The organism is Pseudomonas sp. W5-01 (assembly GCF_046540435.1).
GTDB classification, from domain to species: domain Bacteria; phylum Pseudomonadota; class Gammaproteobacteria; order Pseudomonadales; family Pseudomonadaceae; genus Aquipseudomonas; species Aquipseudomonas graminis_B.
Genome location: NZ_JAXCIP010000006.1, coordinates 343,098 through 367,988 on the forward strand (window position 1 = coordinate 343,098; position 24,891 = coordinate 367,988).

24 protein-coding genes, 1 tRNA gene and 1 pseudogene are annotated in these 24,891 nt (G+C 55.6%); 20 read left to right on the top strand and 6 right to left on the bottom strand.

Features of this window, described 5'->3' with window-relative positions:
- Positions 1 to 162 precede the first annotated feature (162 nt).
- Positions 163 to 1,347, top strand: a complete 1,185-nt coding sequence (gene desA / locus SLW75_RS20790; RefSeq protein WP_192135862.1) for a delta-9 fatty acid desaturase DesA — start codon at positions 163 to 165, stop codon at positions 1,345 to 1,347.
- Positions 1,348 to 1,486: 139 nt separating this feature from the next.
- Positions 1,487 to 2,464 (top strand): GGDEF domain-containing protein, encoded by a 978-nt coding sequence (locus tag SLW75_RS20795; RefSeq protein WP_065990974.1) that lies wholly within the window; start codon positions 1,487 to 1,489, stop codon positions 2,462 to 2,464.
- A 27-nt stretch (positions 2,465 to 2,491) separates the two neighbouring features.
- Here SLW75_RS20795 and SLW75_RS20800 read toward each other — a convergent pair whose 3' ends face one another.
- From SLW75_RS20800 to gabD, 3 genes are all read right to left on the bottom strand, one after another.
- Positions 2,492 to 3,715 (bottom strand): HDOD domain-containing protein, encoded by a 1,224-nt coding sequence (locus SLW75_RS20800; RefSeq protein WP_369320005.1) that lies wholly within the window; start codon positions 3,713 to 3,715, stop codon positions 2,492 to 2,494.
- Positions 3,716 to 3,880: 165 nt separating this feature from the next.
- On the bottom strand, positions 3,881 to 5,161 hold the full coding sequence (gene gabT / locus SLW75_RS20805; protein WP_410935328.1) for a 4-aminobutyrate--2-oxoglutarate transaminase: 1,281 nt from the start codon (positions 5,159 to 5,161) through the stop codon (positions 3,881 to 3,883).
- A 194-nt stretch (positions 5,162 to 5,355) separates the two neighbouring features.
- Positions 5,356 to 6,798 (bottom strand): NADP-dependent succinate-semialdehyde dehydrogenase, encoded by a 1,443-nt coding sequence (gabD, locus tag SLW75_RS20810; RefSeq protein WP_410935329.1) that lies wholly within the window; start codon positions 6,796 to 6,798, stop codon positions 5,356 to 5,358.
- 365 nt (positions 6,799 to 7,163) lie between these two features.
- Between gabD and SLW75_RS20815 the strand changes: the two genes are divergently transcribed.
- The 13 genes from SLW75_RS20815 to SLW75_RS20875 all read left to right on the top strand — a co-directional run bounded on the left by SLW75_RS20815 (position 7,164) and on the right by SLW75_RS20875 (position 16,304).
- Positions 7,164 to 7,240 (top strand) — tRNA-Arg (locus SLW75_RS20815).
- A gap of 168 nt (positions 7,241 to 7,408) precedes the next feature.
- On the top strand, positions 7,409 to 8,644 hold the full coding sequence (locus tag SLW75_RS20820; protein WP_410935330.1) for a tyrosine-type recombinase/integrase: 1,236 nt from the start codon (positions 7,409 to 7,411) through the stop codon (positions 8,642 to 8,644).
- 3 nt (positions 8,645 to 8,647) lie between these two features.
- On the top strand, positions 8,648 to 9,532 hold the full coding sequence (locus SLW75_RS20825; protein WP_410935331.1) for a hypothetical protein: 885 nt from the start codon (positions 8,648 to 8,650) through the stop codon (positions 9,530 to 9,532).
- A gap of 98 nt (positions 9,533 to 9,630) precedes the next feature.
- The gene (locus SLW75_RS20830; protein ID WP_410935332.1) at positions 9,631 to 9,849 is read left to right on the top strand and encodes a helix-turn-helix domain-containing protein; all 219 of its coding nucleotides are present in this window, start codon (positions 9,631 to 9,633) and stop codon (positions 9,847 to 9,849) included.
- Positions 9,846 to 10,313, top strand: a complete 468-nt coding sequence (locus SLW75_RS20835; protein ID WP_410935333.1) for an ogr/Delta-like zinc finger family protein — start codon at positions 9,846 to 9,848, stop codon at positions 10,311 to 10,313. The genes SLW75_RS20830 and SLW75_RS20835 overlap by 4 nt, the downstream gene beginning before the upstream one ends.
- Positions 10,314 to 10,360: 47 nt before the next feature.
- On the top strand, positions 10,361 to 10,552 hold the full coding sequence (locus SLW75_RS20840) for a helix-turn-helix transcriptional regulator (protein ID WP_410935362.1): 192 nt from the start codon (positions 10,361 to 10,363) through the stop codon (positions 10,550 to 10,552).
- Positions 10,549 to 10,806, top strand: a complete 258-nt coding sequence (locus SLW75_RS20845; protein WP_410935334.1) for a helix-turn-helix transcriptional regulator — start codon at positions 10,549 to 10,551, stop codon at positions 10,804 to 10,806. The genes SLW75_RS20840 and SLW75_RS20845 overlap by 4 nt, the downstream gene beginning before the upstream one ends.
- Positions 10,807 to 11,287: 481 nt before the next feature.
- Complete coding sequence (locus SLW75_RS20850; RefSeq protein ID WP_410935363.1) at positions 11,288 to 11,470, top strand: hypothetical protein; 183 nt, start codon at positions 11,288 to 11,290, stop codon at positions 11,468 to 11,470.
- A 248-nt stretch (positions 11,471 to 11,718) separates the two neighbouring features.
- Entirely contained in the window at positions 11,719 to 12,000 is a 282-nt protein-coding gene (locus SLW75_RS20855; protein ID WP_410935335.1) for a hypothetical protein, read from the top strand.
- The gene (locus SLW75_RS20860) at positions 11,990 to 12,343 is read left to right on the top strand and encodes a LasR-specific antiactivator QslA (RefSeq protein ID WP_410935336.1); all 354 of its coding nucleotides are present in this window, start codon (positions 11,990 to 11,992) and stop codon (positions 12,341 to 12,343) included. The genes SLW75_RS20855 and SLW75_RS20860 overlap by 11 nt, the downstream gene beginning before the upstream one ends.
- Positions 12,336 to 13,343: a toprim domain-containing protein gene (locus tag SLW75_RS20865; protein ID WP_410935337.1), complete on the top strand. Its 1,008-nt coding sequence runs from the start codon at positions 12,336 to 12,338 to the stop codon at positions 13,341 to 13,343. The genes SLW75_RS20860 and SLW75_RS20865 overlap by 8 nt, the downstream gene beginning before the upstream one ends.
- Entirely contained in the window at positions 13,340 to 15,130 is a 1,791-nt protein-coding gene (locus SLW75_RS20870; protein ID WP_410935338.1) for a DUF927 domain-containing protein, read from the top strand. Before SLW75_RS20865 ends, SLW75_RS20870 begins: the two co-directional genes overlap by 4 nt.
- Before the next feature lie 421 nt (positions 15,131 to 15,551).
- Positions 15,552 to 16,304 (top strand): hypothetical protein, encoded by a 753-nt coding sequence (locus SLW75_RS20875; protein WP_410935339.1) that lies wholly within the window; start codon positions 15,552 to 15,554, stop codon positions 16,302 to 16,304.
- A 101-nt stretch (positions 16,305 to 16,405) separates the two neighbouring features.
- On the opposite strand, the gene SLW75_RS20880 is transcribed toward SLW75_RS20875, so the two are convergent.
- Positions 16,406 to 18,100, bottom strand: coding sequence for a DUF262 domain-containing protein (locus tag SLW75_RS20880; RefSeq protein WP_410935340.1), 1,695 nt, complete (start codon positions 18,098 to 18,100; stop codon positions 16,406 to 16,408).
- Positions 18,101 to 18,948: 848 nt separating this feature from the next.
- Here SLW75_RS20880 and SLW75_RS20885 point away from each other — a divergent pair.
- From SLW75_RS20885 to SLW75_RS20905, 5 genes are all read left to right on the top strand, one after another.
- Positions 18,949 to 19,854, top strand: a complete 906-nt coding sequence (locus SLW75_RS20885) for a sce7726 family protein (RefSeq protein ID WP_410935341.1) — start codon at positions 18,949 to 18,951, stop codon at positions 19,852 to 19,854.
- Position 19,855: 1 nt separating this feature from the next.
- The gene (locus tag SLW75_RS20890) at positions 19,856 to 20,791 is read left to right on the top strand and encodes a sce7725 family protein (RefSeq protein WP_410935342.1); all 936 of its coding nucleotides are present in this window, start codon (positions 19,856 to 19,858) and stop codon (positions 20,789 to 20,791) included.
- A 53-nt stretch (positions 20,792 to 20,844) separates the two neighbouring features.
- Positions 20,845 to 21,828: an RES family NAD+ phosphorylase gene (locus tag SLW75_RS20895; protein WP_410935343.1), complete on the top strand. Its 984-nt coding sequence runs from the start codon at positions 20,845 to 20,847 to the stop codon at positions 21,826 to 21,828.
- A gap of 383 nt (positions 21,829 to 22,211) precedes the next feature.
- Entirely contained in the window at positions 22,212 to 22,451 is a 240-nt protein-coding gene (locus SLW75_RS20900; RefSeq protein ID WP_410935344.1) for a type II toxin-antitoxin system RelB/DinJ family antitoxin, read from the top strand.
- Entirely contained in the window at positions 22,441 to 22,728 is a 288-nt protein-coding gene (locus SLW75_RS20905; protein ID WP_410935345.1) for a type II toxin-antitoxin system RelE family toxin, read from the top strand. The genes SLW75_RS20900 and SLW75_RS20905 overlap by 11 nt, the downstream gene beginning before the upstream one ends.
- Positions 22,729 to 22,862: 134 nt before the next feature.
- On the opposite strand, the gene SLW75_RS20910 is transcribed toward SLW75_RS20905, so the two are convergent.
- Both SLW75_RS20910 and SLW75_RS20915 read right to left on the bottom strand, forming a co-directional pair.
- Positions 22,863 to 23,735 carry a methyl-accepting chemotaxis protein gene (locus SLW75_RS20910; protein ID WP_410935364.1) on the bottom strand — a complete coding sequence of 291 codons (873 nt, stop codon included), beginning with the start codon at positions 23,733 to 23,735 and terminating at the stop codon, positions 22,863 to 22,865.
- Positions 23,718 to 24,767: pseudogene (locus SLW75_RS20915) on the bottom strand (methyl-accepting chemotaxis protein); the annotation flags it as partial. The gene SLW75_RS20910 and the pseudogene SLW75_RS20915, both read right to left, overlap by 18 nt.
- Between the last annotated feature and the right edge of the window lie 124 nt (positions 24,768 to 24,891).

The window sequence follows — 24,891 nt, forward strand, 5'->3', positions numbered from 1 at the left end:
TGCGAAAGACCGAAATTATAGAACAAGAAACATCTTGCGACGCTTATCTCAAAGAGCGGGTGGTTTTATCTGTGAGCTAAGTGATAATGCGCGCTTCTGTCTCAGGGTCTGCTCAGGCGGATCCGTATATTGCACGCGTTACAACCGAGGGCAACTCAGCCTATGTGGAACAACGGTCTGCTCGACCTTTCCGTCTGGCAATTGGTCGCAGTCACCCTGGCGATGACACACGTCACCATCGTCGGCGTCACGGTCTATCTCCATCGCTATTCAGCGCATCGCTCCCTGGAACTCAACGCAGGGCTCAAGCACTTTTTCCGTTTCTGGCTGTGGCTCACCACGGCGCAGAATACCCGCGAGTGGACGGCTATCCACCGCAAGCACCATGCCAAATGCGAAACCGTCGATGACCCGCACAGCCCGGTCATCAAGGGTCTGTCGACCGTGCTGCGCAAAGGCGCCGAGCTGTACCGCGCCGAAGCGGAGAACCCGGAAACACTGCGCATCTACGGCAAAAACTGCCCCGAGGACTGGATCGAGCGCAACCTGTATTCGCGCTATCCCCTGCTGGGCATCGCCATCATGGGCGTGATCGATCTGGCGCTGTTCGGCGTCATCGGCATCACCGTCTGGGCGATTCAGATGATGTGGATTCCGGTGTGGGCGGCGGGCGTGGTCAATGGCCTCGGCCATGCGGTCGGCTATCGCAACTTCGAATGCCGCGACGCCGCCACCAACCTGGTGCCCTGGGGCATTTTGATCGGCGGCGAAGAGCTGCATAACAACCACCACACCTACCCCAATTCGGCCAAGCTTTCGGTCAAGCGCTGGGAGTTCGACATGGGCTGGGCGTGGATCAAGGTGTTCAGCTGGTTGCGCCTGGCGAAGGTGCAGCGGGTCGCGCCGATCGCGCACCGCGTTGAAGGCAAGGGCCATCTGGACATGGACACGGCAATGGCCATCCTCAACAACCGTTTCCAGATCATGGCTCAGTACCGCAAGCTGGTGATCAAGCCTTTGGTGGCGCAGGAACTGGCGAAAGCCGACGCCTCCGTACGTCACCAGTTCCGCCGCGCCAAACGCCTGCTTTCCCGCGAGCCGAGCCTGCTTGAAGACAAGCATCAAGCGCGCATCCAGACCATGCTGGAGCACAGTCACGCACTGAAAGTGATTTACGAAAAGCGCCTGGCGCTGCAGCAGATCTGGGCGAAGACCAGCAGCAATGGTCACGACATGCTGGCGGCCATCAAGGACTGGGTGCACGAGGCGGAAGCCAGCGGTATTCAGTCGTTGCGTGAGTTCGCCGATCAGCTGAAAACCTACTCGCTGCGGCCTCAACACGCTTGATGCCGTTGATCGGTGACCATTCGTCCGAGTGGCACCGATCGGAACTTAGTGCCATTAGTCCTATCTCATTAGCACCTTCGCACTATGCTGTGTGACATGTTGTGGCATGCGCCGCACCTTATTCTGAGATGCAGTGCTCATGGACAACCAGACTCCCCACGTTGAGACCCCCGCCGCAGCAGAAACCCTTCTGGCGCTGATGCATGCCCAGGCGGAAGTGGCGCGCCTCAGCGAGCGCGAGCAGCTGTTCAGCTCTCTGCTGGTCAGCGTCAACGCCGTGTTGTGGGCGTTCGACTGGCAGACGCAACGCATGATCTATGTCAGCCCTGCCTACGAGCGCATTTTCGGCCGATCCGCCGGTTTGTTGCTGGCGGACTACAGCGAGTGGCGCGACAGCATTTACCCCGACGATCTCGACTACGCCGAGCGCAGCCTGAGCGAAGTGCTCGAGAAAGGCTCCATCGAAGACCGCGAGTACCGCATTATCCGCGCCGACGGCCAGGTCCGCTGGCTCAGTGACAAATGCTTTGTCAGTCATCAGGCCGAGCACAGCCAGCGCCTGATCGTGGTGGGCATCGCCGAAGACATCACCGAGAAGAAGCACCTCGAAGACGAGCTGCAGCGTCTGGCCACCACTGACGTGCTTACCCAGAGCAGCAACCGCCGGCACTTCTTCGAGTGCGCTCAACGGGAATTCGAGCAGGCGCGTCTGCAGGGCACGCCAATGGCGTTCCTGTTGCTGGACGTGGATGATTTCAAGCTGGTCAACGACACCTACGGCCACCAGGAAGGCGATCTGGTGCTGCAACGCATTGCCGAATGCGGGCGCAAGACGCTGCGTCGGGGTGATCTGTTCGGTCGAATTGGCGGGGAAGAGTTCGCCGCCGTGTTCCCGGGCTGTGCGCCGGAAATGGCCCAGCAGATTGCCGAGCGGTTGCAGCGTGAGATTCAGCGCCTGAGCTTTCAGTGCAATGACAAAACCTTCGGCATCACCGCCAGCCAGGGGCTGACCAACCTCGGCGATCAAGACCAGAGCCTCGAAGCGCTCTATGCACGCTCAGACGCTGCGATGTACCAGGCCAAGCGCCAGGGCAAAAATCAGATCGTGCTGGTGTAACCCTGCTTTTCTGCATCAACCTCCCGGTCACGCCACCGTCTTGCTGCGCACCCCTTCCAGATCTGACCTGCTGACCTTCAACAGCCTCGCCGATTTGCTTTTCGCCAGCGCCTCGAGCGGGTCTTCGAGCCCAAGCAGGCCCATTTGCCCCGCCACATTCATCGCCAGGATTTCGCGGGTAAAAACCCCGGTGTTGTACTGATACACCGCCGCAATCAACTCACGCAGCTCCAGCGGTAGCCGCCAGCGCGTCCGTAATGCGGAGCCAAACGAGGCCGAATACTGCGCCAACGCGCGCCGAATGGTGGCCTCATCCAGCGAGCCTCCAGCGATCAGCCAGTCCTGCAAACAGCGCAACACCGTCAGTTCGCCCAGGCCCCTGAGCAAACCGGCGCAGTAGCAGCGCTCGTGATCGAGATCCAGCTTGCGCGCCAGCGTCCGCGCACAGTCGGCGGTGCGTTGCGAGACCTCCCAGATTTCGGTGGCGTGCAGCAACAACGTTGCATCCGTCAGCACCGCGCCGCGCTTGAGGGCCAGACCTTGCACCAGATTGACGCTCTGGGTGGCGCCCAGCACGGCGAGCGCCTGCCCCAGGGTCTGCACCGGTTTGCCCTGATGGTGGGAAGCGCTGTTGGCGGCGGCAATCAACATCGCGGTGACATGGGGGTCGAGGGTCAGCGCCTGTTCCAGCAACGTCAGATCCACACCCGACGCCCCGCGACTGCTCGCCACCGCCGCCCTCACGTCAACGAACAGCGGCCCGCCATCGGCCACTTCACGGCGCTTCTCCAGAAACGCATCCAGCCCGACACCCGGCGCCAACGCGGGCACCGCACAGGCAACCTGCGCGCCGTCCTGCAACAGCAGCGTTTCCAGCCGTTGGCGCAGGCCTTCCATGTTCAGGGGTTTGGTGAGGTAGGCGGTGGGCGCCAGTTGCACGGCCTCGCGGACACTGACGCTGTCGCTGCGACTGCTCAGCAGAATGAAACGAACCGGCGGCTGACGACGCAATTGCCGCAGCCCGCGCAGCAGGCTCAGGCCATCGACGCCCGGCAACTCGCGGGAAGCGATCACCAAGTCGGGGATATACCCGCTCATCCGCTCAATGGCTTCCCGGCCGTTCGAACAGATGTCCAGCTGCGCGTCGCAACGCACGTCGAGAACCAATTCGTTGAGCATCTCCCGGGCCCAGGGGTCCGATTCAGCGATCAACACGCGGGGAACGGCTAGCGCCTCTACTACGGTCATCATGACTCTCCGGCATCAGTCTCTTCACCATAGTCAAAGACTGCGCAGGGAGACAGACTGAGACGGAATTTTCCGGCGTCCATAAACGAAAAAACCTGCCGAAGCAGGTTTTTCCTGGTGAAGCGGTCAGGTTTTTATCAAACGTGGCTGCGGCTCACCGACGTGGATTCAGGCGATTTCAGCGAAGCATTCTTCGATGATCTTCAGGCCTTTGTCCAACTGCTCGTCCGGCGAGGTCAGCGGGACCAGCACGCGCAGGACGTTGCCATAGGTGCCGCAGGACAGCAGGATCAGGCCCTTGTCACGGGCTTTGGCGATCACTTGTGCGACGGCAGCAGCGTTCGGCTTGTGGGTGTCGCCGTTCTCGAAGCACTCGACGGCGATCATGGCGCCCAGCGCGCGGACTTCACCGATGACCGGATACTTGGCCTGGATGGCACGCAGGCCAGTGACCAGACGCTCGCCAACGGCCTTGCAACGATCAAGCAAATGCTCTTCTTCGAACACTTCCATGACCGCCAACGCCGCAGCGCACGCGATCGGGCTACCGGCGTACGTGCCGCCCAGACCGCCTGGCGCGATGGCGTCCATGTATTCGGCCTTGCCGCACACGCCGGCCAGCGGGAAACCACCGGCGATGGATTTGGCGAAGGTGGTCAGGTCGGCGCTTACGCCCATCTGCTCCATGGCGAAGAAAGTGCCGGTACGGCCAGCGCCGGTCTGCACTTCGTCAGCGATCAGCAGAATGCCGTGCTTGTCGCACAGTTCACGCAGACGCGCCATGAACGCCTTCGGCGCCACGTAGAACCCCCCCTCGCCCTGCACCGGCTCGATGATGATCGCGGCGATGTCTTTCGGCTCGGCGTCATTCTTGAAGATGCGCTCGATGCTGGCGATGGAATCGTCAACGCTGACACCGTGCAGCTCGTTCGGGTAAATGGCGCGGAAGATACCGCCCGGCATCAGGCCCATGCCGGCCGAGTACGGCACGACTTTACCGGTCAGACCCAGGGTCATCATGGTGCGGCCGTGGTACGCGCCGGTGAAGGCGATGACGCCTGCACGGCCTGTCGCGGCGCGGGCGATCTTGACGGCGTTTTCAACCGCTTCGGAACCAGTGGTCACCAACAGGGTTTTCTTGGCGAAGTCGCCCGGCACCTTGGCGTTGACCTTCTCGCACAGCTCGACGTAAGGCTCGTAAGCCAGCACCTGGAAGCAGGTGTGGGTCAGCTTGGTCAGTTGCTCTTGCACGGCGGCAACGATCTTCGGGTGCAGGTGACCGGTGTTCAGTACCGCGATGCCGCCGGCGAAGTCGATGAACTCATTGCCTTCAACGTCGGTGACGGTGGCGTTCTGCGCGGATTCAGCGAAGATCGGGTGAATTTGACCAACGCCGCGAGGGACAGCTGCTTCGCGGCGTTTCATCAGGGATGCGTTAGTTTTGCTCATGATTTCCTCATTCGCCGCTCATCGGGCGGCGCGGTTCAAGGATCAAGCAGCGGGGGTCAACAGCGACAGCATACGATGATCGACTGTCGCGGCCTCCCGGCCACCCATAGGTTGGTGCCACTGAAACCTGCGAAACGGCGCTCTCGCGTCCCGCAGGTTGTCGAACAGTTACTTCACTCTGCCACTCAGCGGGTTCAGATGCTGAGGCAGAGGTATTTGATTTCCAGATAATCTTCGATGCCGTACTTGGAGCCTTCGCGACCAAGACCGGACGCCTTGATGCCGCCGAATGGCGCGACTTCGTTGGAGATCAGGCCGGTGTTGATGCCCACCATGCCGTACTCCAGGGCTTCAGCCACACGGAACACGCGGCTCAGGTTCTGCGCATAGAAATACGACGCCAGCCCGAACTCGGTGTCGTTGGCCATGGCGATCACTTCGGCTTCGTCTTTGAAGCGGAACAGCGGGGCCAGCGGACCGAAGGTTTCTTCCTTGGCCACGGCTGCGTTTTTCGGCACGTTGACCAGGATAGTCGGTTCGAAGAAGTTGCCTTCCAGGCTGTTGCCGCCGCTCAGCACTTTCGCGCCTTTGCTCAAGGCATCAGCGATGTGTTCCTTGACCTTGGCCACGGCTTTTTCATCGATCAGAGGACCGGTGGTGGTGCCGTCGGCCAGGCCATCACCCACTTTCAGCTTGGCAACGGCAACCTGCAGCTTCTCGGCAAAGGCGTCGTAGACCGCGTCCTGCACGTAGATGCGGTTGGCGCACACGCAGGTCTGACCGTTGTTGCGGTACTTGGAGATGATCGCGCCCTCAACGGCCTTATCCAGGTCAGCGTCGTCGAACACGATGAACGGCGCGTTGCCGCCCAGTTCCAGCGACACCTTCTTGATGTCGTGGGCACATTCAGCCATCAACTGGCGGCCGATTTCGGTCGAGCCGGTGAACGACAGCTTGCGCACGATCGGGTTGCTGGTCAGCTCGCTGCCAATATCGCCGGCGCTGCCAGTCACCACACTGAACACGCCCGCCGGGATGCCCGCGCGCTCGGCCAGTTCAGCCAGTGCCAGTGCGGAGTAAGGGGTTTGCGAAGCGGGCTTGAGCACCATGGTGCAGCCTGCCGCCAGCGCCGGGCCGGCCTTGCGGGTGATCATCGCGGCCGGGAAGTTCCACGGCGTGATCGCTGCAGTAACGCCGATCGGCTGCTTGAGGACGATCAGGCGCTTGTCCGGCTGATGGCCCGGAATCACGTTGCCGTAGATGCGCTTGGCTTCTTCGGAAAACCACTCGATAAAGGAAGCGGCGTAGGTGATTTCGCCTTTGGCCTCGGCCAGCGGCTTGCCCTGCTCCAGGGTCATCAGGCGACCCAGGTCGTCCTGGTTTTCAATCATCAGCTCGAACCAGCGACGCAGCTTGGCGCCACGCTCTTTGGCGGTCAGCGCACGCCAGGCCGGCAGCGCCTTGTCAGCGGCTTCGATGGCGCGGCGGGTTTCAGCGGCGCCCATCTTCGGCACGGTGCCGAGAATCTCGTTGGTCGACGGGTTGTTGACCTTGATGGTCTGGCCACTGTCGGCATCAGCCCAGGCGCCATTGATGTACGCCTGCTGGCGGAACAACTTCGAGTCTTTAAGCTGCATTGCGGCCTCCTGAACAGCACCGCGCGCGGCGGAGCGAATGGTTGTGTGCGGGCGCCTCGACCGAGGCCGCCGCCGGATAAGACTGTCGCCGGCCCTGATTGGAGAATAGAAGAAAGGCCGGGCGGGGCGTTTGAAATCTCAAACGAATCCTAGGGACAACAGGGGTAAAGGACAATAGTGCGTTCGAAAAAAAGAACGGGTGGGGCTGGGGTGGGGATGGATTTGGATCAGCGTAGCTGGGAGGGTGCGTATGTGGTTGTCATGCGGGGGTGGCTTTTCGGGTTGGCCTGGTCTCACTAAATTGTTAACGGCGGGTCATCGGCATGGACGCGTGCAGGCCAGATGAGTATTATGGCGCCCGCGTTGCACCTGTAGCTCAGCTGGATAGAGTACTGCCCTCCGAAGGCAGGGGTCATGGGTTCGAATCCCGTCAGGTGCACCAATATTATGTTTCTAGTTGTCTACCGATGTCTACGAAACGCCCTATGAAGCCCGCCCTGTGCGGGCTTTGTTGTTTCTGGTTGTCTCTGCATGTCTCCCCTTATACCTTAGCGCCCTGTATCCCAGGGTGTACCCCTGGGAAATCTTAGAACCGAGGGGATACAGGCCTGTGAAACGGTCAGAAATCAAGCGCAGGCCACTCAGTGACACTGCGATCGCGAGCATCGAACCCGAGACCAGCGAATATCGAGAGCTCGACGGCAACGGGCTCTACCTGAGAGTCAAACCGGACGGTCAAAAATCTTGGCAACTCCGGTACAAGAACCAAGCGGGTAAATGGAGCTGGCTCGGCCTCGGGGGCTATCCGAATGTGAGTGGCGCCCTAGCGCGCAGAAAAGCGTTAGATCTGCGAAAGGAGATCGCTCAAGGCGAAGACCCGCTCGCAAACAAAAAGGCGCGTCAGGCAGCCGAGCTCGAGGCGGCGACCAACACTTTTGAATGCCTTGCCCGGGAGTGGATCACCATTCGCACGCCGGGTTGGGCAGCCAGCACAACGAAGCGCAACGTAGGTGCTTTAGAGCTTCATGTTTTTCCGGTTTTCGGTAAGCGCGTTCACACCGAGATTACCCCCAAGCAATGGATGGATTTCTTCCAGACGCTGGAACGTAAGGGCATTTTCGAACAGATAAGCCGGGTTCGTCGTTCCTGCAAAGAAATCTACGACTTGGCGAGAGTTACGGGCCGGGCAATTCATAACCCGGTTGAGGGCTTGAGCAGATTTTTGCAGAGCAGATCGGCAGAAAACTACCCCCACGTCACTGCAAAAGAACTTCCAGATCTGTTGAGAGCAATCAGTGCATACCCGCATGCTTCGGACCTGCGCCTTGGCCTTCGCTTGCTCACATTGACCGGCGTGCGGCCCAGTGAGCTGCGCGAGGCGCCCTGGGCGGAGTTCGACCTGGACAATGCGTTATGGAGCATCCCGGCGGCTCGCATGAAAAAGAAACGCGAGCATTTGGTTCCGCTATCTCGCCAGGCGCTTGATGCGCTGCGTGAGCTGTTTGGTCTGAACGGTAGTTATCCGCTGCTCTTTCCTGGCCGCAGTGACCGGAAGAAGCCACGCAGCAACATGGCTTTCAACATGGCGCTGCGCCGCATGGGGTATGACGGCCGCCAGACCGGGCATGGATTCCGGCATGTTGCATCGACTGTGCTCCGCGAGAACAACTTCCCACGAGAGCATGTAGAGGCCCAGCTCGCCCATGTCGAAGGAGGCGTCGCCGGCGTTTACAACAAAGCAATCTATCTGGAGCAGCGCAAGCAGATGATGCAGTGGTATGCCGACCACCTCGACAAGCTCGAGCGGGGCAATGTCGTTTCTGTCGACTTCCAGGCACAGGGATAAGCCATGGGCATTTATGCTTTCAAGGAGTGGCTGAACTTTGAAGAGGCAGCCGCCTGGCTTTCTGAAGCCACACGCAGCAGCTACAGCGAACACTCGGTCTTTCGGCTCGCATTAAAAGGGCGCGTGCCAGTTCATTATTGGCCTACCGATGACGCGCAGATCGCGTTGTACCGAGTAGCGCAGGATCTGCCCTATGTGAATCCCGTGATTGAGGCGTTTGTACGACTCGATTTGAGTGGGTGCGAGCCTATCTCTCTGGTTGACGGACCAATTCCAATTCGAAACTTTGGAATCTTCTACTCCTCAGCTCAGAACAAAAAAGCTTCCGGAATGGTTGGTCTGAGCGCATATCCTCAAGAGGAATCTGGAGCATATGGCTGCTACCGTCTCGGCGATGATGATCTGCCCAGAAGCATTATCGACGGCGGGTTTGAGGTACTGATTCATCTCTCGGACCTGCAGCAGATCCACGCAGATCTCCCTATGCCTGGAGCGCGGCCGCCCCATGAGTTAAGCATCGGTTATCTCACGACCAATGGCGTTATAGACCCTATTCCTTTGGCCCGTAGTTCCGTGAAGTGGAGCGACTATCCCGATTCGGACCTACCGCTGCCACAGTCACCCGACGAACCGGAAGGTAAAACCGAACCCCTTCTACGGGCATTGGGACTTGCGGCCCACCTGATAGCGGATTTAGGTAAGCAACTGGACGCCCATGAGCAGATCGAGAGCGGTAAAAGGCGCTATGTGAAAGGGGGCTCCCCTAATGTGTCTCGCATCTCACAAGCACTGGCGGTGATGGCTGGGGAGCTTCGTTTGGAGGGACATAATTTCAAAGGTGCAGGTTTTTCAAAGCTGCTTACCAAGGCGCTCCGGGAGCTCGAATAAGCTGCAAATCCAATTTTGGAAATTGGAAGTTTCACCCGTACATTTACGCACTTGGCAACCTTCACCCCGTAGTCACAGATAGACCTACGGAGAAGAAGATGCATCGACATCGCTCACTAGCGCACAGCGCCGAGCTCCTGACGCCCGAACATGCAGCGCACGTTTTGGGCGTTTCTACTCGAACACTGGCCGCCTGGCGCAGTAAAGGACGCAGCACACTCCCCTATGTGAAAGTTGGCCGCCTTGTCCGCTATCGTGATCACGATATTGCGACCTGGCTGCAGTCCAACCTCTGCTGCAGTGAAGGAGTGGCATGATGGTTTTCGCACCACGCGACAACGGCCTAGCCACCTGTAGCCGCAGCGCTCACAACCTTGTTGAATTTCAGTCTTGGGCGAGATCAGTGATGCTTGGGCAATCCAGATTCGGAAGCCTGACGCTCATGACAGCCAGCACTAAACCCAAATCCCCCCTGCAGGTAAAACGCCCGTGCCCTGATTGCGGCACACCGCTGTTGAAGCGCAGCTCTAACAGTGAGCACTTGCTGCTCTCTAAAACATTCCTCGTCTGCAAGAACGCGGTGTGCGGCGCCACCTTTGCTGGGATTGATGAGATCACTCATCGCCTGAGCCCGCCAAGTCAGCCTAACGCTGAAATTCGACTGCCCTATGCGCCCAGCGCCATTCGCCGCGGGGTGCTGGTAGTCCTTGGCCTACCAACCGAACGCGAGGAACCCGTTCGAGCCGCCCAGGCCAACGGCAGCCAGGAGAATCGGTCATGAGTCAGCTTGGAGCTCGTCGAGATGATGCCCCAATTGCACTGGTTCGCATGTCCGAACTTCAGCAGCTAACCGGCTTAGCGCGTCCAACCGTTTACAAGATGCTCAAACGCGACCCGTCCTTCCCCAGGCCCGTAAAGCTCAGCGATAGCGAAGCGCGGAACGCCCCTGTGGCCTTCGTATTGAGTGAGGTACAAGCTTGGATTCAGGGCCGGATCCGCGCGCGGGAGCTCCGCGCATGAACCGGTTTACACCGAAACCATTCCTAACCGTACAGCGCCTTGAACTTGGTAACCGCCTGCTTCGTCGGCGCGAAGTTGAGCAAAAGACGGGCAAGAGCCGCGCAGCTATCTATGCGGACATTCGTGCCGGCACCTTCCCCCACCCGATGCCGATCGGCGCCAATAGTGTGGCTTGGCTGGAAGCGGAAGTTGACCAATGGATCGCTGAGCGATTAGCCGAGCGTAATCAGACAAGAGCAAACCGTTCGAACTAAACGTTTGCCGAATCAATTCAAATCAAGAATCACGCTGCTTGGCTCCGCGCCGGGCGGACAGGAGTTTTGCATGCTTCAGAAAAGACAAAGCCCCGGAAAGCGCGCCAACGCTACCAGGGCCAATTACCTCTCTACACACACCCCAAAGCATAGCATGCGAACTCCATTCGCGAGCCAATTGGCGCGCCGGTCGAGCTTGCATCATCGAGGGATGCTGCCTTATAGTTCGGCAGTCGCTGCAAATTCAGCGACCGGGTTTGACGGCCCGTTCAACTCTAGGCGCATAAGCGCCCACCATATGACCGCAGGCGCTTTTTTTGTGCCTGCTGTTCCGTGTTATGGCGGCTGTGCGCGGGAGACCTTCGGGTCTGCCGGGTGCCTAGAGTCCCGGTCCGTCAACCTGCGCACGGCTGCCACCCTAATTCGTTTGACGGCGAACCGTGGCAGCTCCTCAACTCTAGGAGCTATACCCATGACGTTTCTGCACGCCCGCAATCCGTCCGCACCTTCCATTCGCGTTGCCGCACACAAGGCTATGGCCTTCGCGGCGCTTCACGCAAACTCATCCCTAGCAACTCGTCTCTCCCGTTATAACCATCACATGGAGCTCTCACGCATCGCGGCATCAGAGGCTGCACCTTCCAAGGAGGTGCGTCATGTCTAACCTACCCAAGGCTCTCGCGAAATTTATCAGCGCGGTAAGTAACAGCAAGCCAGGGATGCCCCTACCTGAAAGTTCCTTACGAGACACCCTAAACGCCCTCGACAGCCTGAACAGCAGTGGCTCTACCCAAGCGGACCTAGTCGCAGCGATTTACGACGCAGAGCGCGCTGGACAATTGCACGTGGACGGCGTGCCTATCGCAGTGTTGCGCTCCCTTTTAGCCGCCGCCGTCACGACAGGGGTGCGCAATGGTTAACCTCTCGCCACTTACCACCAACCCGTCTGAAACGCCTGTTTTACTCGTCGACACAAGCGCTCCATACCGCGACCTGCAAGAGTGCGCCGAGCAACGCCTGAGCGTTGCCAAAGGGCTCGTATCAAGCCTCGCCTCAATCAAGATGACGACCGCACACGCCGAAGAATTAAGCAAATTCGCCGACGCCGCTTATCTGCTGTTAGAGGACGCGAGTGACCTGTTCAAAGCCGCTCACCACGCGGCTAAACGAGAGGGCGCTGGTCATGTCGCCTGAGCTTCGTTGCGCCATCCTACCCGCCGCCGATGGTCAGCCATCCATCACGACCCGTCATCCGGTGGCTTATCAAGAGGCCGTCACTGCAGCTGCTACAGAGGCAGAGCAGTGGCTTGCAGAGCCGCTTTCACACTCCTTGGTGGATCTTCTGAATAACTGGATGGAGCGGATGCCTGGCAGTGTTCGTACTCCTTTCCGGGAAGCATTTTTGCTGCGCCTGGAGCAACGTCTCCGAGCATCCTCCACAGCCGGCCAGGTTCAGATCGACGCCGCAGGTGAGGAAACCATATCGGTTGTTTCGGCGGAATCTCAACAATCTGTTGAGGACCTGAATGATGAGTAAGCCCAGCACGTTAGATCTCATTCGGCAGGTCGCCTCTCATGCCCTCGGCTCAGCTGAAATCCTATTACTTGAGTGGCTGCCAGAAGGTACGCGCAGCGGCAAGGAATGGGTCGCACGCAACACCACAAGAGGGGATCGCCACGCCGGCTCTTTTGGTGTCTCGATTGACAGTGGTCGGTGGAATGATTTCGCAGACAACGCTGCCCATGGCGGTGACCTGGTGTCGCTGCTTGCTTATTTACGCGGGTGCCGTCAGGTGGAGGCAGCTCAAGAAATAGATCAACGACTTTCCCTAGGTCTATTCAGCTCAACGAACATGGACACACAACGGCTTACAAAACGCATTAAGGCGAGCGAGGAAGCCCGTCGGGTAGCCAGTCAAATTGAAAGGGAGCGTCTGCAGAAAAAACACTCAGACGTCGCCCTCCAAGCGGCTGAGCTATGGCGAATGGCTAAGCCCGCCGACCGGCAACACAACTACCTACAGGCTAAGGGTGTTCAGCCGTTGAATCTGCGTCAGTTGAGCCAAGGGCGACTACTCGTGCCACTTTGCTGCGAGGGCCGCTTGGTCAATCTGCAAATCATCAACGCCCATGGTGTAAAGCGCTTCCTTGCGGGAGGTCGAGTTCAGTCCTGCTACTCACCTTTGGGCAAAATCAGTGATGGCTGCCGGCTGTACATCTGCGAAGGCTGGGCGACTGGGGCCACTTTGCATATTCACACTGACAGCCCAGTCGTTTGCGCGATGAACGCAGGCAATCTCAAAGCAGTCGCCATGGCGATGCGTGAACGCTACGGGCAAAGCGTCGAGCTCGTCATTGCTGGTGATGACGATCGTCAAACACTGGGAAACCCCGGGCGTATCGCTGCCAACCGAGCAGCTAATGCTGCCGGCGCAATGGTGCTATTTCCCGAGTGGCCTGCAGACGCTCACAAAGACCTTTCCGACTTCAACGATTTGCACTTATGGCGCAGCCAACACAAGAAGATTCAGTCATGAGTGACCGTCATGAGGGCAAGACCGAACTGAGTCTGGTCGGCCAACCTACAGCACCCGCACCAGACAAGCTTGAGCGGCCCCGCTTCGCGGTATACGCGCACGCCTCTTACATCGAGGGTAAACAATACAAAGCTGGGACCTGGTATCACGGCATCAAGCAAAGCGGCCCGGACGAAAAGGCAATCGAGGTTGATCACTGGATCTGCGCACCGCTGTATGTGGAAGCAGAGACGGTGAACACTGACGACGGCAGCATAGGCCGTCTATTGAGCTTCCACTACCGTGGCCGACGCATCGAATGGGTCATGCCAATGGAAGCGCTTGCGGGCAAAGCTGACGACGTAATGAAAGCGTTGATGCGCCAAGGGTTAACCATCGAATACCACCATCGGCGCCACGTGGCGCCGTATCTGGCGAGCCACCATGCACCCGCGCTGATCATCGCTACCACCACTAAGCCAGGCTGGCATGAGTCTGGGGCGTTTGTTCTGCCATCCCGAGTCATTGGCGGCGACAACGTGCGATATCAGAGCTCCGGTCGATCAGCGAACCTTTTCACCTGCAAAGGCACGCTTGAAACTTGGCAATCCGAAATCGCACCACTGTGCCTCGGCAACCCGGTACTAATCCTATCGGTATGCTGCGCCTTGGCTGGCCCATTACTAGTCAAGGTTGGTGTCAACGGTGGGGGCATTCATCTGGTCGGTGACTCGTCCAGCGGCAAATCGTTGGCGCAGCTTCTAGCAGCGTCCGTGTGGGGCGATCCTGGCGCTTTTGCTGCCTCTTGGGATGTGTCCAAAGGCGGGGTTGAGATCGAGGCGGCATCGCGCAATGACACCGTCTTGATTCTGGATGAAATCAAGCGCGCCGACCCAAAGCGTGTTCAGGAAATGGCCTATGCCATCGCTAACGGCATGGGCAAAAGCACCATGACTCGCGAACGCGAAGGTCGCGCCAAATTGACTTGGCGCGTGCTCGCCCTTTCTAGTGGCGAACGTTCATTGTCCGAACATGCCGCCATCGGCGGCAACGGTGCGCATGCCGGCGCCGAGCTCCGCATGGTCGATGTGAATGCAGGAACGCGAAGCCATCGCGCCTTCGACAATGTGCACGGAAAAACCGGGCAAGAATTTCACCGTGTTCTCAGTGATGCCGTTACGCAACATTACGGCCATCTCGGCCCCGCATTCGTGGAGGCTTTGATTGAGAAGCCAACGGACCTGTACACCGCCTTTGCCAAAGTGCGTACTGCATTCGAAACAGAAAGCTCACAGGCCGGCCGGGTGGCTGATCGGTTCGCCATCATGGCGTTAGCGGGGGAATTAGCCATTGAACATAATCTGGTCAGCTGGCCTGCAGGCTCGGCCACCAGCGCATGTCGACAATTGTTCAACGAATGGCTAACACGTATGGGGGATGGCAACGCCGAAGATCGCCAGATCTTGCGAGGCATTGCGAACTTCATCGCTTCGCATGGCGATAGTCGTTTTTCAGATGTGCATGCCCAACACGCGAACATCACTGTCCGGGACCGAGCTGGATACTACGAGGTGGAGTTCGATAAGCGACTGTACCTGTTCAACGCTCCTGCCCTACTAGAGGCAGCCTCCGGCTTCGGCAGGGAGAGGATCGTGCGCGCTCTGGTCGGCGTAGAGGCACTGGTCAAGTTTGACCAAGAAGCCAGCGGCAAGCGATGGATGAAAAAGCAGCGCACGCCAGGCGGTGGGAGTTCCCGTTTCTATGTAATTGACCCCGACCTGCTGGAAAGTGAAGGGGAAAGTCAATGAACTTGGTCGCACACCGCTATCTGCCGAGCGCATTTCTCAGCGGGAACACGGGAACGGCGGGAACGACCCAGCAATGCCGTGGCTTACAGCGTTCCCTAATAAGACTAGAGAGTGGGAACAAGGGAACACAACTCTGCTTAATAAAGACCCTTCCTGCTTACCTTGTTCCCAGTGAAAAAACGCGGGGAACAACTAATACCTCTAAGAGGCCCGGTTTCTGGGGCTTGATCCCGCATTCCCGTGTTCCCGGGAATTTTGAATTCAGTCATGTGAACAAGGGGGGGATGAGCCTTTTCCATTGACAGACCTAAAACAAATTGATCTACGCGACTAACTGATAGAGATGACACAGGTTCTCCCTGTGCGTTCACGGCTGCAATCTAGCCGGCACTCGCCGGCCTTTCTTCGACGGAGACACCGCATGACTGAGACAAAAACCAATTCCGAAATCTTTTCGGATTCGATGGCGGTTGCCCTCGCAACTTTTGAAACCGAGCGAGCGGCCTATCAGGCGACACAAAACCGGTTCTTAGAGATATCGGCAGAAACCAATCGCTTGGTATCGGTGGCTGAAGCTTTGGAGGCCGAAGCTGAAGCAAGCAATTCACAATGGAAACAGTTGGCAACGCAACAGCACGCAGACCAGCGCAAGATCAACTCTGAGATTGAGCGAAGTATCCAAGCTAAACAGCAGGCTCAGGTGATCCGCATGACAGCGGAGGCAAGGGGGGAGCTCGTCAAAGAGGCTATAGTCGCAATGGCGGAGGCGCGGTTCGAGCTCACGTCCAGAGCTACAAGCATCAATTCCTCAGATCTTGAAGGACGGTTGGAGACACTTATGGGCGACGAGTTGTTTTTATCTATTGCACGCTCGGCCTATAGCATATGCGAGGCCCAATGCATGGCGGCTACAAGAGCAGTCGAGCAACCTACAGCGCCCGTTAATATGCAAGATGTGACCTACGACGCTTGGCGCAAGTTTTCTGTCCGGCTCTTACGCCTGCTCAAGCAGACACCAAGGGCACCAGCCGAAGCTGTCGCCAATTTGCCATCTGCCGTACCCGGCGAAATCATCGCCACCAGCCTAGTCGGCCTTAACCGATTGCGAGCAACCGGGGGCTCAATGCCTCTATCCGATGGCTACCGGCGGGAATTCCAGCTTAGGCAGGTATGATTTCAAAGAGAGCTCAGTCCCCTTAAGCCGCTTGCTAGCGGCTTATTTCTATCTTATGAGATGAAACTCGACGCGCCAGGGCGTCAAAACTGGCAGCGACGTTAAAATCTCCAAACCTCTTCATATGCAGCTTTGGCTATCAATTCTGTCCGAGCAAGAGCTTGCTTTGGAGTCCACGTTGTAATGCCAACCAACTCCGTCGGTATTACATAATTGTTTTCTTTGAGACGGGCAAGTTTGTCCTCAATCTTATGCGTCTTAAGTTTTTCGTTAAATTTCTGATCTAGAAATATTAGATTGCCGATTTGTCCAACATTCCAGTCGTTCCACCCGTTTGCAGTCACTGACTGAGGATGTAGATGCTCTATGGTTAGGTCGTCCATGTCGCATGGATACTTATAATTGTAGAATTCAGACACAGCTCTAAGTATGTACCTAACAAAATTCTTTTGTTTAGAGTTCGCGTTCGTATACGAAATATCTTTAAAGGCCACTGTGAATTCGTCAATGGATGGACGTTTCGCCCGGAGCTTACTTATGAATTCGTTAATTTCATCTCCAGCCTCTTGAGAGGTTTCGGCCTCGAAAAGCTTCCGAGCGAAAGCAGAATACATTGCGGAGATCCCGCCGGAAGAGCGTGATGACGTGACCGCTGTAAAAACAAAGTGAAACTTTTCTATTGCACTAATCGCATCACGATATTTACCGAACTTTATCTTGCCGTCCCTGTACGCTCTAGTTAGAGAAAGCACCGCCGGAGTAGGCTGTGAGACTTTAAATAATTGAAGTGCAGCTAATGACCGAGATGCCTGCACTTCATTTTTTGTCCACTCGTAGGAAGGCTCATGTATCGACCGATAGAGTTTCGCATCTGACACCAGGGAATCGAGATAATCCTTCGAAACATCTTTTACAATTTTCTTCTTTATTACAGGAAAAAGTTTTTTCAAAGGAACTGCTTCGTAGCGAGATGCCCAATAGTGGTATATGAACATATCCGTGGACAAATCAGCTGCAGAATTATGGATGGTCTCCATAATATTGCCCCACTTTATCTTCGCAGCATCAACAGTGCCTTTAGCTTTCAGGTTTTTAGCGAAGTGATTTTTGACTAGGTCACTAACCGAAAGGTCTTTGCCACGGGTATTGAGAGTTTCAAATATGAGGTAGGCATCATCTTCATTGTCGAGCACAACGAAAATCAAGTTTAAATTCAGAATGGTATCCCGAATACCTGTAAGCTTCTCGAACTTATTTTTCGCTTTGGCCTCTTCGGGAATGGTTGCATCTTTATCCACTGCACTAATTGAATCGCCAACCAACCTCTTAAAAAGCAAATGCGCTCGGCGCAAATTGAGCTCTTCAGCAAGCAGCTTCTCGTTGATTTCTGGCTCGCCGAATTTTTGGATATGTTCTTGAAAGTAGGGAAAAGAAGTTTCAGTCTTGAGTACAAACTCATTTTTGTTATCTCGGTCTTTCCTTTCAATTAGTTGATGTAGCCCCTCCGCCGAATCAACGTGCCCTAACTCATGAAACGCATCTCTCAAAACGCATAGAAGTATAGTAGTGGTCGTCAATCGCTGCTGACCGTCTACCACTCCAAACGACTGCTTACTTCTTTTATAAACTACCATTGACCCGATGAAATAATCTTCTCCCTTGTTCGCTACGAGATCATTCCAAAAGTCATTAATGTTTTCATCATCCCATGAATAGGGACGTTGAAATCGGGGAATATGGAAATAGCTGCCATCCAGCAAACTTTCAATATCCGTATCTTTTGATTCGATCTTCATTGATTCACCAAGTTAGGAGGCAGCGGCCATAGGAAATTAATCTGCTGAGAATACCAGCTGCCCAGTTAGATTGAAAAGCGTGAGAAAGTTTTTTGTATAGCTGTGGCAGTATTCGGTGCGGGCTGTGAGCTCGAAGCCCAATTAGCAGGGGAACACGCCTGCATACGCCACTGCAGGGTTCTTAAGCCTACTGCACCAGACCGTAAACACCCCTCTAGTTTTTGCTATAGCGTGACCGATACGCCGGAGCTAGCACGCGATCACTGTGAGCGGCCATCAAAGCCAGTTCCATGCTGGTACCCCGCATGCGCATCCCTTTGGCATTTGAGACGAAAATATTGATCGCCCACGTTTGGCACCCCAGCTCCTTTCATCTGAGCGCTGTTCGTCTCTGCCAACCACGGAATCCGGAAGCTCGTCAGGGCCAATCCGCATCCCGCTGTGCAGCACCCGGAACGCCTTCATCCGGACCGCCCTCCACCTGGCGCGCGCTGTTGTCCCCCCACCACACCTGGGGTCTAAACAGGTCACTATTTCTGCGCCCCTGCACCTCGATGTATGCCGCCATTTTGCTGGCTGTCGTAGGTCTTTTATGAAGCTCAAAAAACCTGCAAATCCCTACATAGCTGGGAGGGTTTGGACAGCAAGGGCTGAGGAAGTGACCTCGTGAAAATTACCGGGCACGCATTTGCGGTCCGGGGAAGGCTTGACAGGCCTCAGCAAAGCTTGAATTCGACAAACTGCGGGACGAGGACAGGGTGATATGTCAGAATCCTCGCAATCGCCACGCCTAACGATCAAGGCCACAGAGAAGCACCTAAATCCCAGCGGGAAAGAGATTTAACCTCATGAGTTTGGACACCAAAGTTCTCGACGGAAATCAGCAGTCAGCGGTCGCGAGACTTTTCTCTGCCGCCGTCATTCGAGAGCTTGCTCAGAAGGGCAAGTCGCCGTTGTTTTCCCGGCTTGTCAGAGATTCATTGGTAATTAATGAAGCAAGCCACACAGCTCCTGTAAGCTCAATTTTCGAGAGCGCATTCACTCTTCTGAGAAAAAAAAATTACAGACATGAGTATGCGTATAAAGCTGCAATCACAAAAAAACTTCTTCTAGGAAGGCACTCGCTCAACACTGCTTCCTTGATCACTGAATTCCGCGTTGAAAACTGCAAAGCGGATATCGCCATATTCAATGGAACATCTACCGCATACGAGATAAAGTCGGAACGAGACAAACTAGGCCGACTGCGAAGCCAACTCGACTCTTACAAGAAATTTTTCGCCAAGGTTTACGTAATTACTGGAGAAAACCATACTGACGAAGTTCTTGCAACCACATCAACTGACGTCGGCGTGCTTCTTCTGAACAAAAGGTTTGGGATTTCTACCGTTAGGGAAGCACCGGAAAATCCACAAAGAGTTTCTCCAGTAGTAATATTTGACTCTATACAAATCCGTGAGTCCCTAGAAATTCTTCAATCCTTTGGGATTACGCCTCCAAAGGTCGCCAACACTGAAATCAGATCGGCAGTCCGTGAGATTTTTCAAACCTTGGATCCTGCAGCCACCCACAGCGTTATGGTCCGAGTCCTCCGCAAGTCACGGAACTCTCTAACGTTGTCACAGACCCTATCACGGCTACCAGAATCATTACAGGCTGCAATTCTCTCTACAACTTTAAATCTGAAAGAACAAACAACATTGCTGGACGCTTTGAACACATCAATCAGGGAGGCCCTTAATTGGGCAAGATAATATGTATTACCCATATTTCCGTGGCAAACAGTTTGATCTGCTGACAATCAAAGAATCCGCAGACGTCTTAGCCAAAGCCAATATTGTCTCAATAATTGAGCCCGTTAGAGAGTCACTAAGCGGCCTCAAAAGAACAATCGAAGCTCTATCTGCATCGGGTGCTGAGGCTGTCCTGATCGTTAATCCGTCATATGGAGACCATACGGAAAGCTCGGACGCGATCCAAAAATTTGTGACTGAAGAAATCAAGGCTCATCAGAACGTTTGCGTTGGTGTTCTGCTCACAAATAATATCGATACGTCCGAAGCACTTCAAATTTGCAGCACTTACCCGTCGCACTCTCTATATTTTATTCACTTCGGGTTTACTGAGCCTAAGGCGTTAGCGGAAGCTACACTTACCTGGGAGCGTGAGATCTGTCATGTTTTCGCAGAAGAATACTGCGGCAAGCTTTACCAGAAACATTTTAGCGATAGGACGCGCGTGTTGCTACGCAACGGATTCAAGCGTCAAGCGAATAGGAAATACCCTGATATAGAGCCTTTCTCAGATCTTCACGCCACCTATAGAGATGAGGGTGTAGACGGCTTTGGAGACTTCTTAATCGTAGGCGACGAGTACACAGAGGGCGGAGGCCCTGCCTATGCGGTCGCGATACACCTAACATTCATTGATCCTGAAATGGATAATGCAATGTATATCTATCACTTTAAATCAGACAGACAGGATACCCCAACTGATCCAGCTGGAAAATTTTACGAGGCACTAACTAAGTTAATCGCCAAAATAGAAGAGCCCGATTCCAAGATCCTGCGAACTTCGGCAATCGAAGAATTCGCCGACCTATATAAACGAAAGCACTTCCCTGGCCTTGGATACATAAAAAAGCTCTCTATGAAGCATCACATCGAAGTTCTGGCTGACTATCTCGAGTAACAATCATGAGAAAATGCTGCCCGAATTGTTTTGGCGATAGCCATTTGAGCTCGGTGATTCCTGAAATAGGCGAATCGGAAGGGGACTGTTCATTCTGCAATTCCAAGAATGTGCCCCTGGTCGAACCTATTCAGCTGAGAGAATATTTTGAGCTGCTCACCGGCATATACACTCAGGCCAATGAAGGAGCCACACTCGGGGAATGGTTCAAAAGCGACTGGGGCATGTTCTGCTGCCTTGACCTGGCGAATACGAAGGATCTGCTGGCAGAGGTATTTCAAGACGGCAATGTCCCTAGGATGACATTTGCACCGTCTAGCAAATGTTTCTCGCAGAACTTGGACAACTGGGAGAATCTTCGCAAAGAATTAATGGAAGAAAACAGATTCTTCCCAAAAGAAACTATTAGCCTCGAACGAATCTCATACCTAGTCTCACAGCTTTTTTACAAAGGTAAACTTCCGGAGCAATGGTATAGGGCGAGAATTCAAGAGTCCGAAGAGCCATACCCATTGGATAAAATGGGCCCCCCACCCAAAGACAGAGCTACGCACGGCCGCGCAAACCCAGTGGGAATACCCTACCTATATGTAGCATCAGATGTCTTAACCTCCGTATCCGAAGTTCGCCCTCATACTGGTGAATTTGTCACTGTAGCGGAGTTCCAAATTGCACATGATCTAAAGCTAGCGGACCTAAGAGACCCGCGCAGTCTGATCACGCCGTTCATATGCGCTGACGCGGAGGAAATTGCGGCGCTCCGAGGCGATATCGAATTTCTCGTGCGACTAGGCGAGGAGTTGACCCGACCTGTCCTACCAAGGTCTGCGGCTGTGGACTACATACCGAGCCAATATTTGTGCGAGCTTATAAAAAAGGATGGATTCGACGGAGTTATTTACAAAAGCTCGGTGGGTGACCAGATTAATTTGGCGTTGTTCTATCCTACGAAGGCTAAGGGTATTCGGCTGATGCCACATAGGGTTCAGCACGTTTCTGTGGAAGCGACGCCTTGGCATGCCACCCACGAGGTGTGAAGTGAGCGGTTAGGTTTGAACGGTGGCGGGTATATTTCACACCTCACCTCCGGGCTTGAACGACCGCGCCGTGTATCCCGATATGTATCCCTAAACGCGACGCCCCAACCCCAAGCCAATGGAATCAGATACCTAACGTGGTGGTTCGAATCCCGTCAGGGCATCATTATTGATTCCAGTTCGCGCAATGCGTTCTGGAAATCCGCTACAGACGAAGAAGCCCGCCTTTGAGCGGGCTTTTTTGTACCTGAGCGTTCGTAAAGGTGTCCGGCTCAATTCCACGCTAGATCCATCCTCAAAGGTACGCGCTATCCGTCGCATCGCCTTGCCAAGGATGGACGATGCGTCTAACGTAACGACAAATGTCTTTACGGGCTCAACTTATGGCTTCCATCAATGTTCGCGTCGACGACGAACTCAAGGCTCGCGCCTACCGAGAGCTGGAGCGTCTAGGCGTTACTCCGTCCGACCTTATGCGCCAGGCCCTGCAGTACGTGGCCGAGCGTGGTCAACTCCCGTTCCGTCCGGTCCTCCTCACTCAAGAAGACGAAACGTTGATCTCCGTGGCGCGCGAGCGCCTTGCAGCGCCGCAGCGCGTCAAGGTTTCGCTGGATGAGTTATAGGCTGGAGTTTGATGCTCGTGCGCTGAAGGAATGGCGCAAGCTCGGCGATACAGTCAGGGAGCAATTGAAGAAAAAACTCGCAGCTGTATTGCTGAATCCCTGCGTCGAAGCCAATCGACTTCATTCGTTACCTAATTGCTACAAGATCAAACTCCGTAGCAGCGGGTACCGGCTGGTGTATCAGGTGATCGAGCTTGAAATCGTAGTCTTGGTAGTCGCCGTCGCTAAACGAGAAGGCGAAGCGGCTTATCAAAAAGCCTCCGTACGCACCAGGTAAACGCTCGCTGTGCAGTGCGTTCAAGTGACGCGCTCATAGGCAGAGGATCGGGCTGCCTGCTCCGACAGCCCGATGTTCTACAAGCGTTCAGGCGTCTGATCCTCCAGTGACTGGATGATCACCTTCCCAGCCGCTTACACCACAAACTTGCTAACCAACCCCTGCAGATGCACACCCAAACGCGCGAGCTCAACGCTGGAGGCGGCTGTCTGTTCACTGGCAGAAGCAGTCTGTTCAGAGATGTCCCTCACACTGAGAACACTGCGATTAATCTCTTCAGCCACGGCACTTTGCTCTTCGGCAGAGGCGGCGATTTGCTGGTTCATCGACTCGATGGTTGAAATGGAGCGACTGATGTTTCCAATCGAAGCGCCCGCATCCCGCGCCAATTCCACGCTGTTGTCAGTCAGAAGGCGGCTGTTTTCCAGCGTGGTCGCAACCTGTGCGGTTCGGCTGTGCAGACCACCAATCAATGTCGCAATTTCTTCGGTCGACGCTTGTGTGCGCTGCGCCAGGCTTCTCACCTCATCCGCAACCACCGCAAAACCTCGGCCGGCTTCGCCAGCACGCGCGGCTTCGATGGCGGCATTGAGTGCCAGCAAGTTGGTTTGCTCGGCAACGGCCTTGATCACATCGAGCACGCCGCCGATCTTGTTGCTCTCTTGCTTGAGCTCATCCATCGCGGCTTTCGAATAGCCGACTTCTGTGGCGAGTTTTTCAATCTGGAGCACTGCCTTGGCGACAACCGCATCACCATCGCGGGCTTCTTTGGAGGCGCTGACCGCCGCATCCGACGCCTGCTCTGCGTTCCTCGCCACTTCCTGAACCGTGGCGGCCATTTGATTCATGGCTGTTGCGACTTGGTCGGTTTCGGTTCGCTGACTATTGACCCCTGCGCTGGTCTGCTCGGTGACTGCGGACAACTGTTCGGCAGCGCTCGCAATCTGAGTGACGCTATCACGCAGGCCACCAATCAACTGTCGCAGGTTGGTGGTCATTCTGTGCATGCTGGCTTGCAGCAGGCCCAGCTCGTCTCGCCTTTGCGTTACTTCGCTGTAGGTCAGATCGCCGTTGGCGACTCGATCAGCCAACTGCAGTGCTTCGCGAAGCGGACCCACGATGAGGCGGGTGATGACCCATGCAGCCAGTGCGCTGATGATGAGCGCAATGCTGAGCCATATGATCAACATCTTATTGGCTTGGCCCACATCCTCAATACGCAGCGAAACCTGGTTCTGCGCCAACTGATCGGCGGAAGCCAGCAGGACTTCGATGTTTTTGGTAATACCTGCCTGGCCCTGGTTAATGGCGGCCTGTGCTTCCGAAAACTGGGCAATGGCAGCCTGGTATTTATTCAGTGAAGCCTGAAAGCCTTTGATGGCATCGGGTTGAAATCCAGCGGCTTGCAGGGATTGGGCGTTGCTTACGGCCGCAGCGATTGAAGCGTTCGCCAGCTGCTGCGCGTCAGGCTTTAGCGTGAAGGTGTACCCACGCACATCAAAGCGCATTTTCTGAAAAAGCGTCAGCGCTTGTCCGATGGCATCTCGCTGTGCGGCCGTGCCCTCGGGCGAATTGGAGAGCGTGTCCAAGCGTAGCAGCACCTCCAATGCCTCATCGGCGGCGCTGCCAGACACGGCTCGGCTCGCTTCGCGCGTATGGGTCGCATTGATGATGTCGTTGTAAAAGCCCTTGTAGACCGTCATCGCGGCGGTCGCGGTTTTTACATGGGGAATATTGAGCTCGGAGTCGAGTATTTCGCGCAAATACGCCAAATGACTGTCGAGGTTGTCATAGGCTTTTAGCCAGGTGGCAGCGTTGGCGTCGTCAGAATTCTGGCCGTAGACCAGCCGGGCGATGCGCATGTCCCGCGTCAGCGTTGTGAGTTTCGCGATGTCAGACACGCGCTCACTTCGCTCGCTGAGTGAGGAGATGCCTGTCCACCCCGTGAGGGCGATAAGGACAGTGAATATGATCACCAGGGTGAAGCCGAGTACGAGCTTCGACCTGACGGTCATGTTGATTAATATGTTCTTTAGCATGGCGCCCTCTGAAGTTTTAGGTATTCACATAGGAGAGGGCCACTCCATGCCATTCCTACAGCCTTAAACTTCGGCCTGCCGCAAAAAAACTTTAGGAAAAAATCGTCCTTTCATACACTATCGG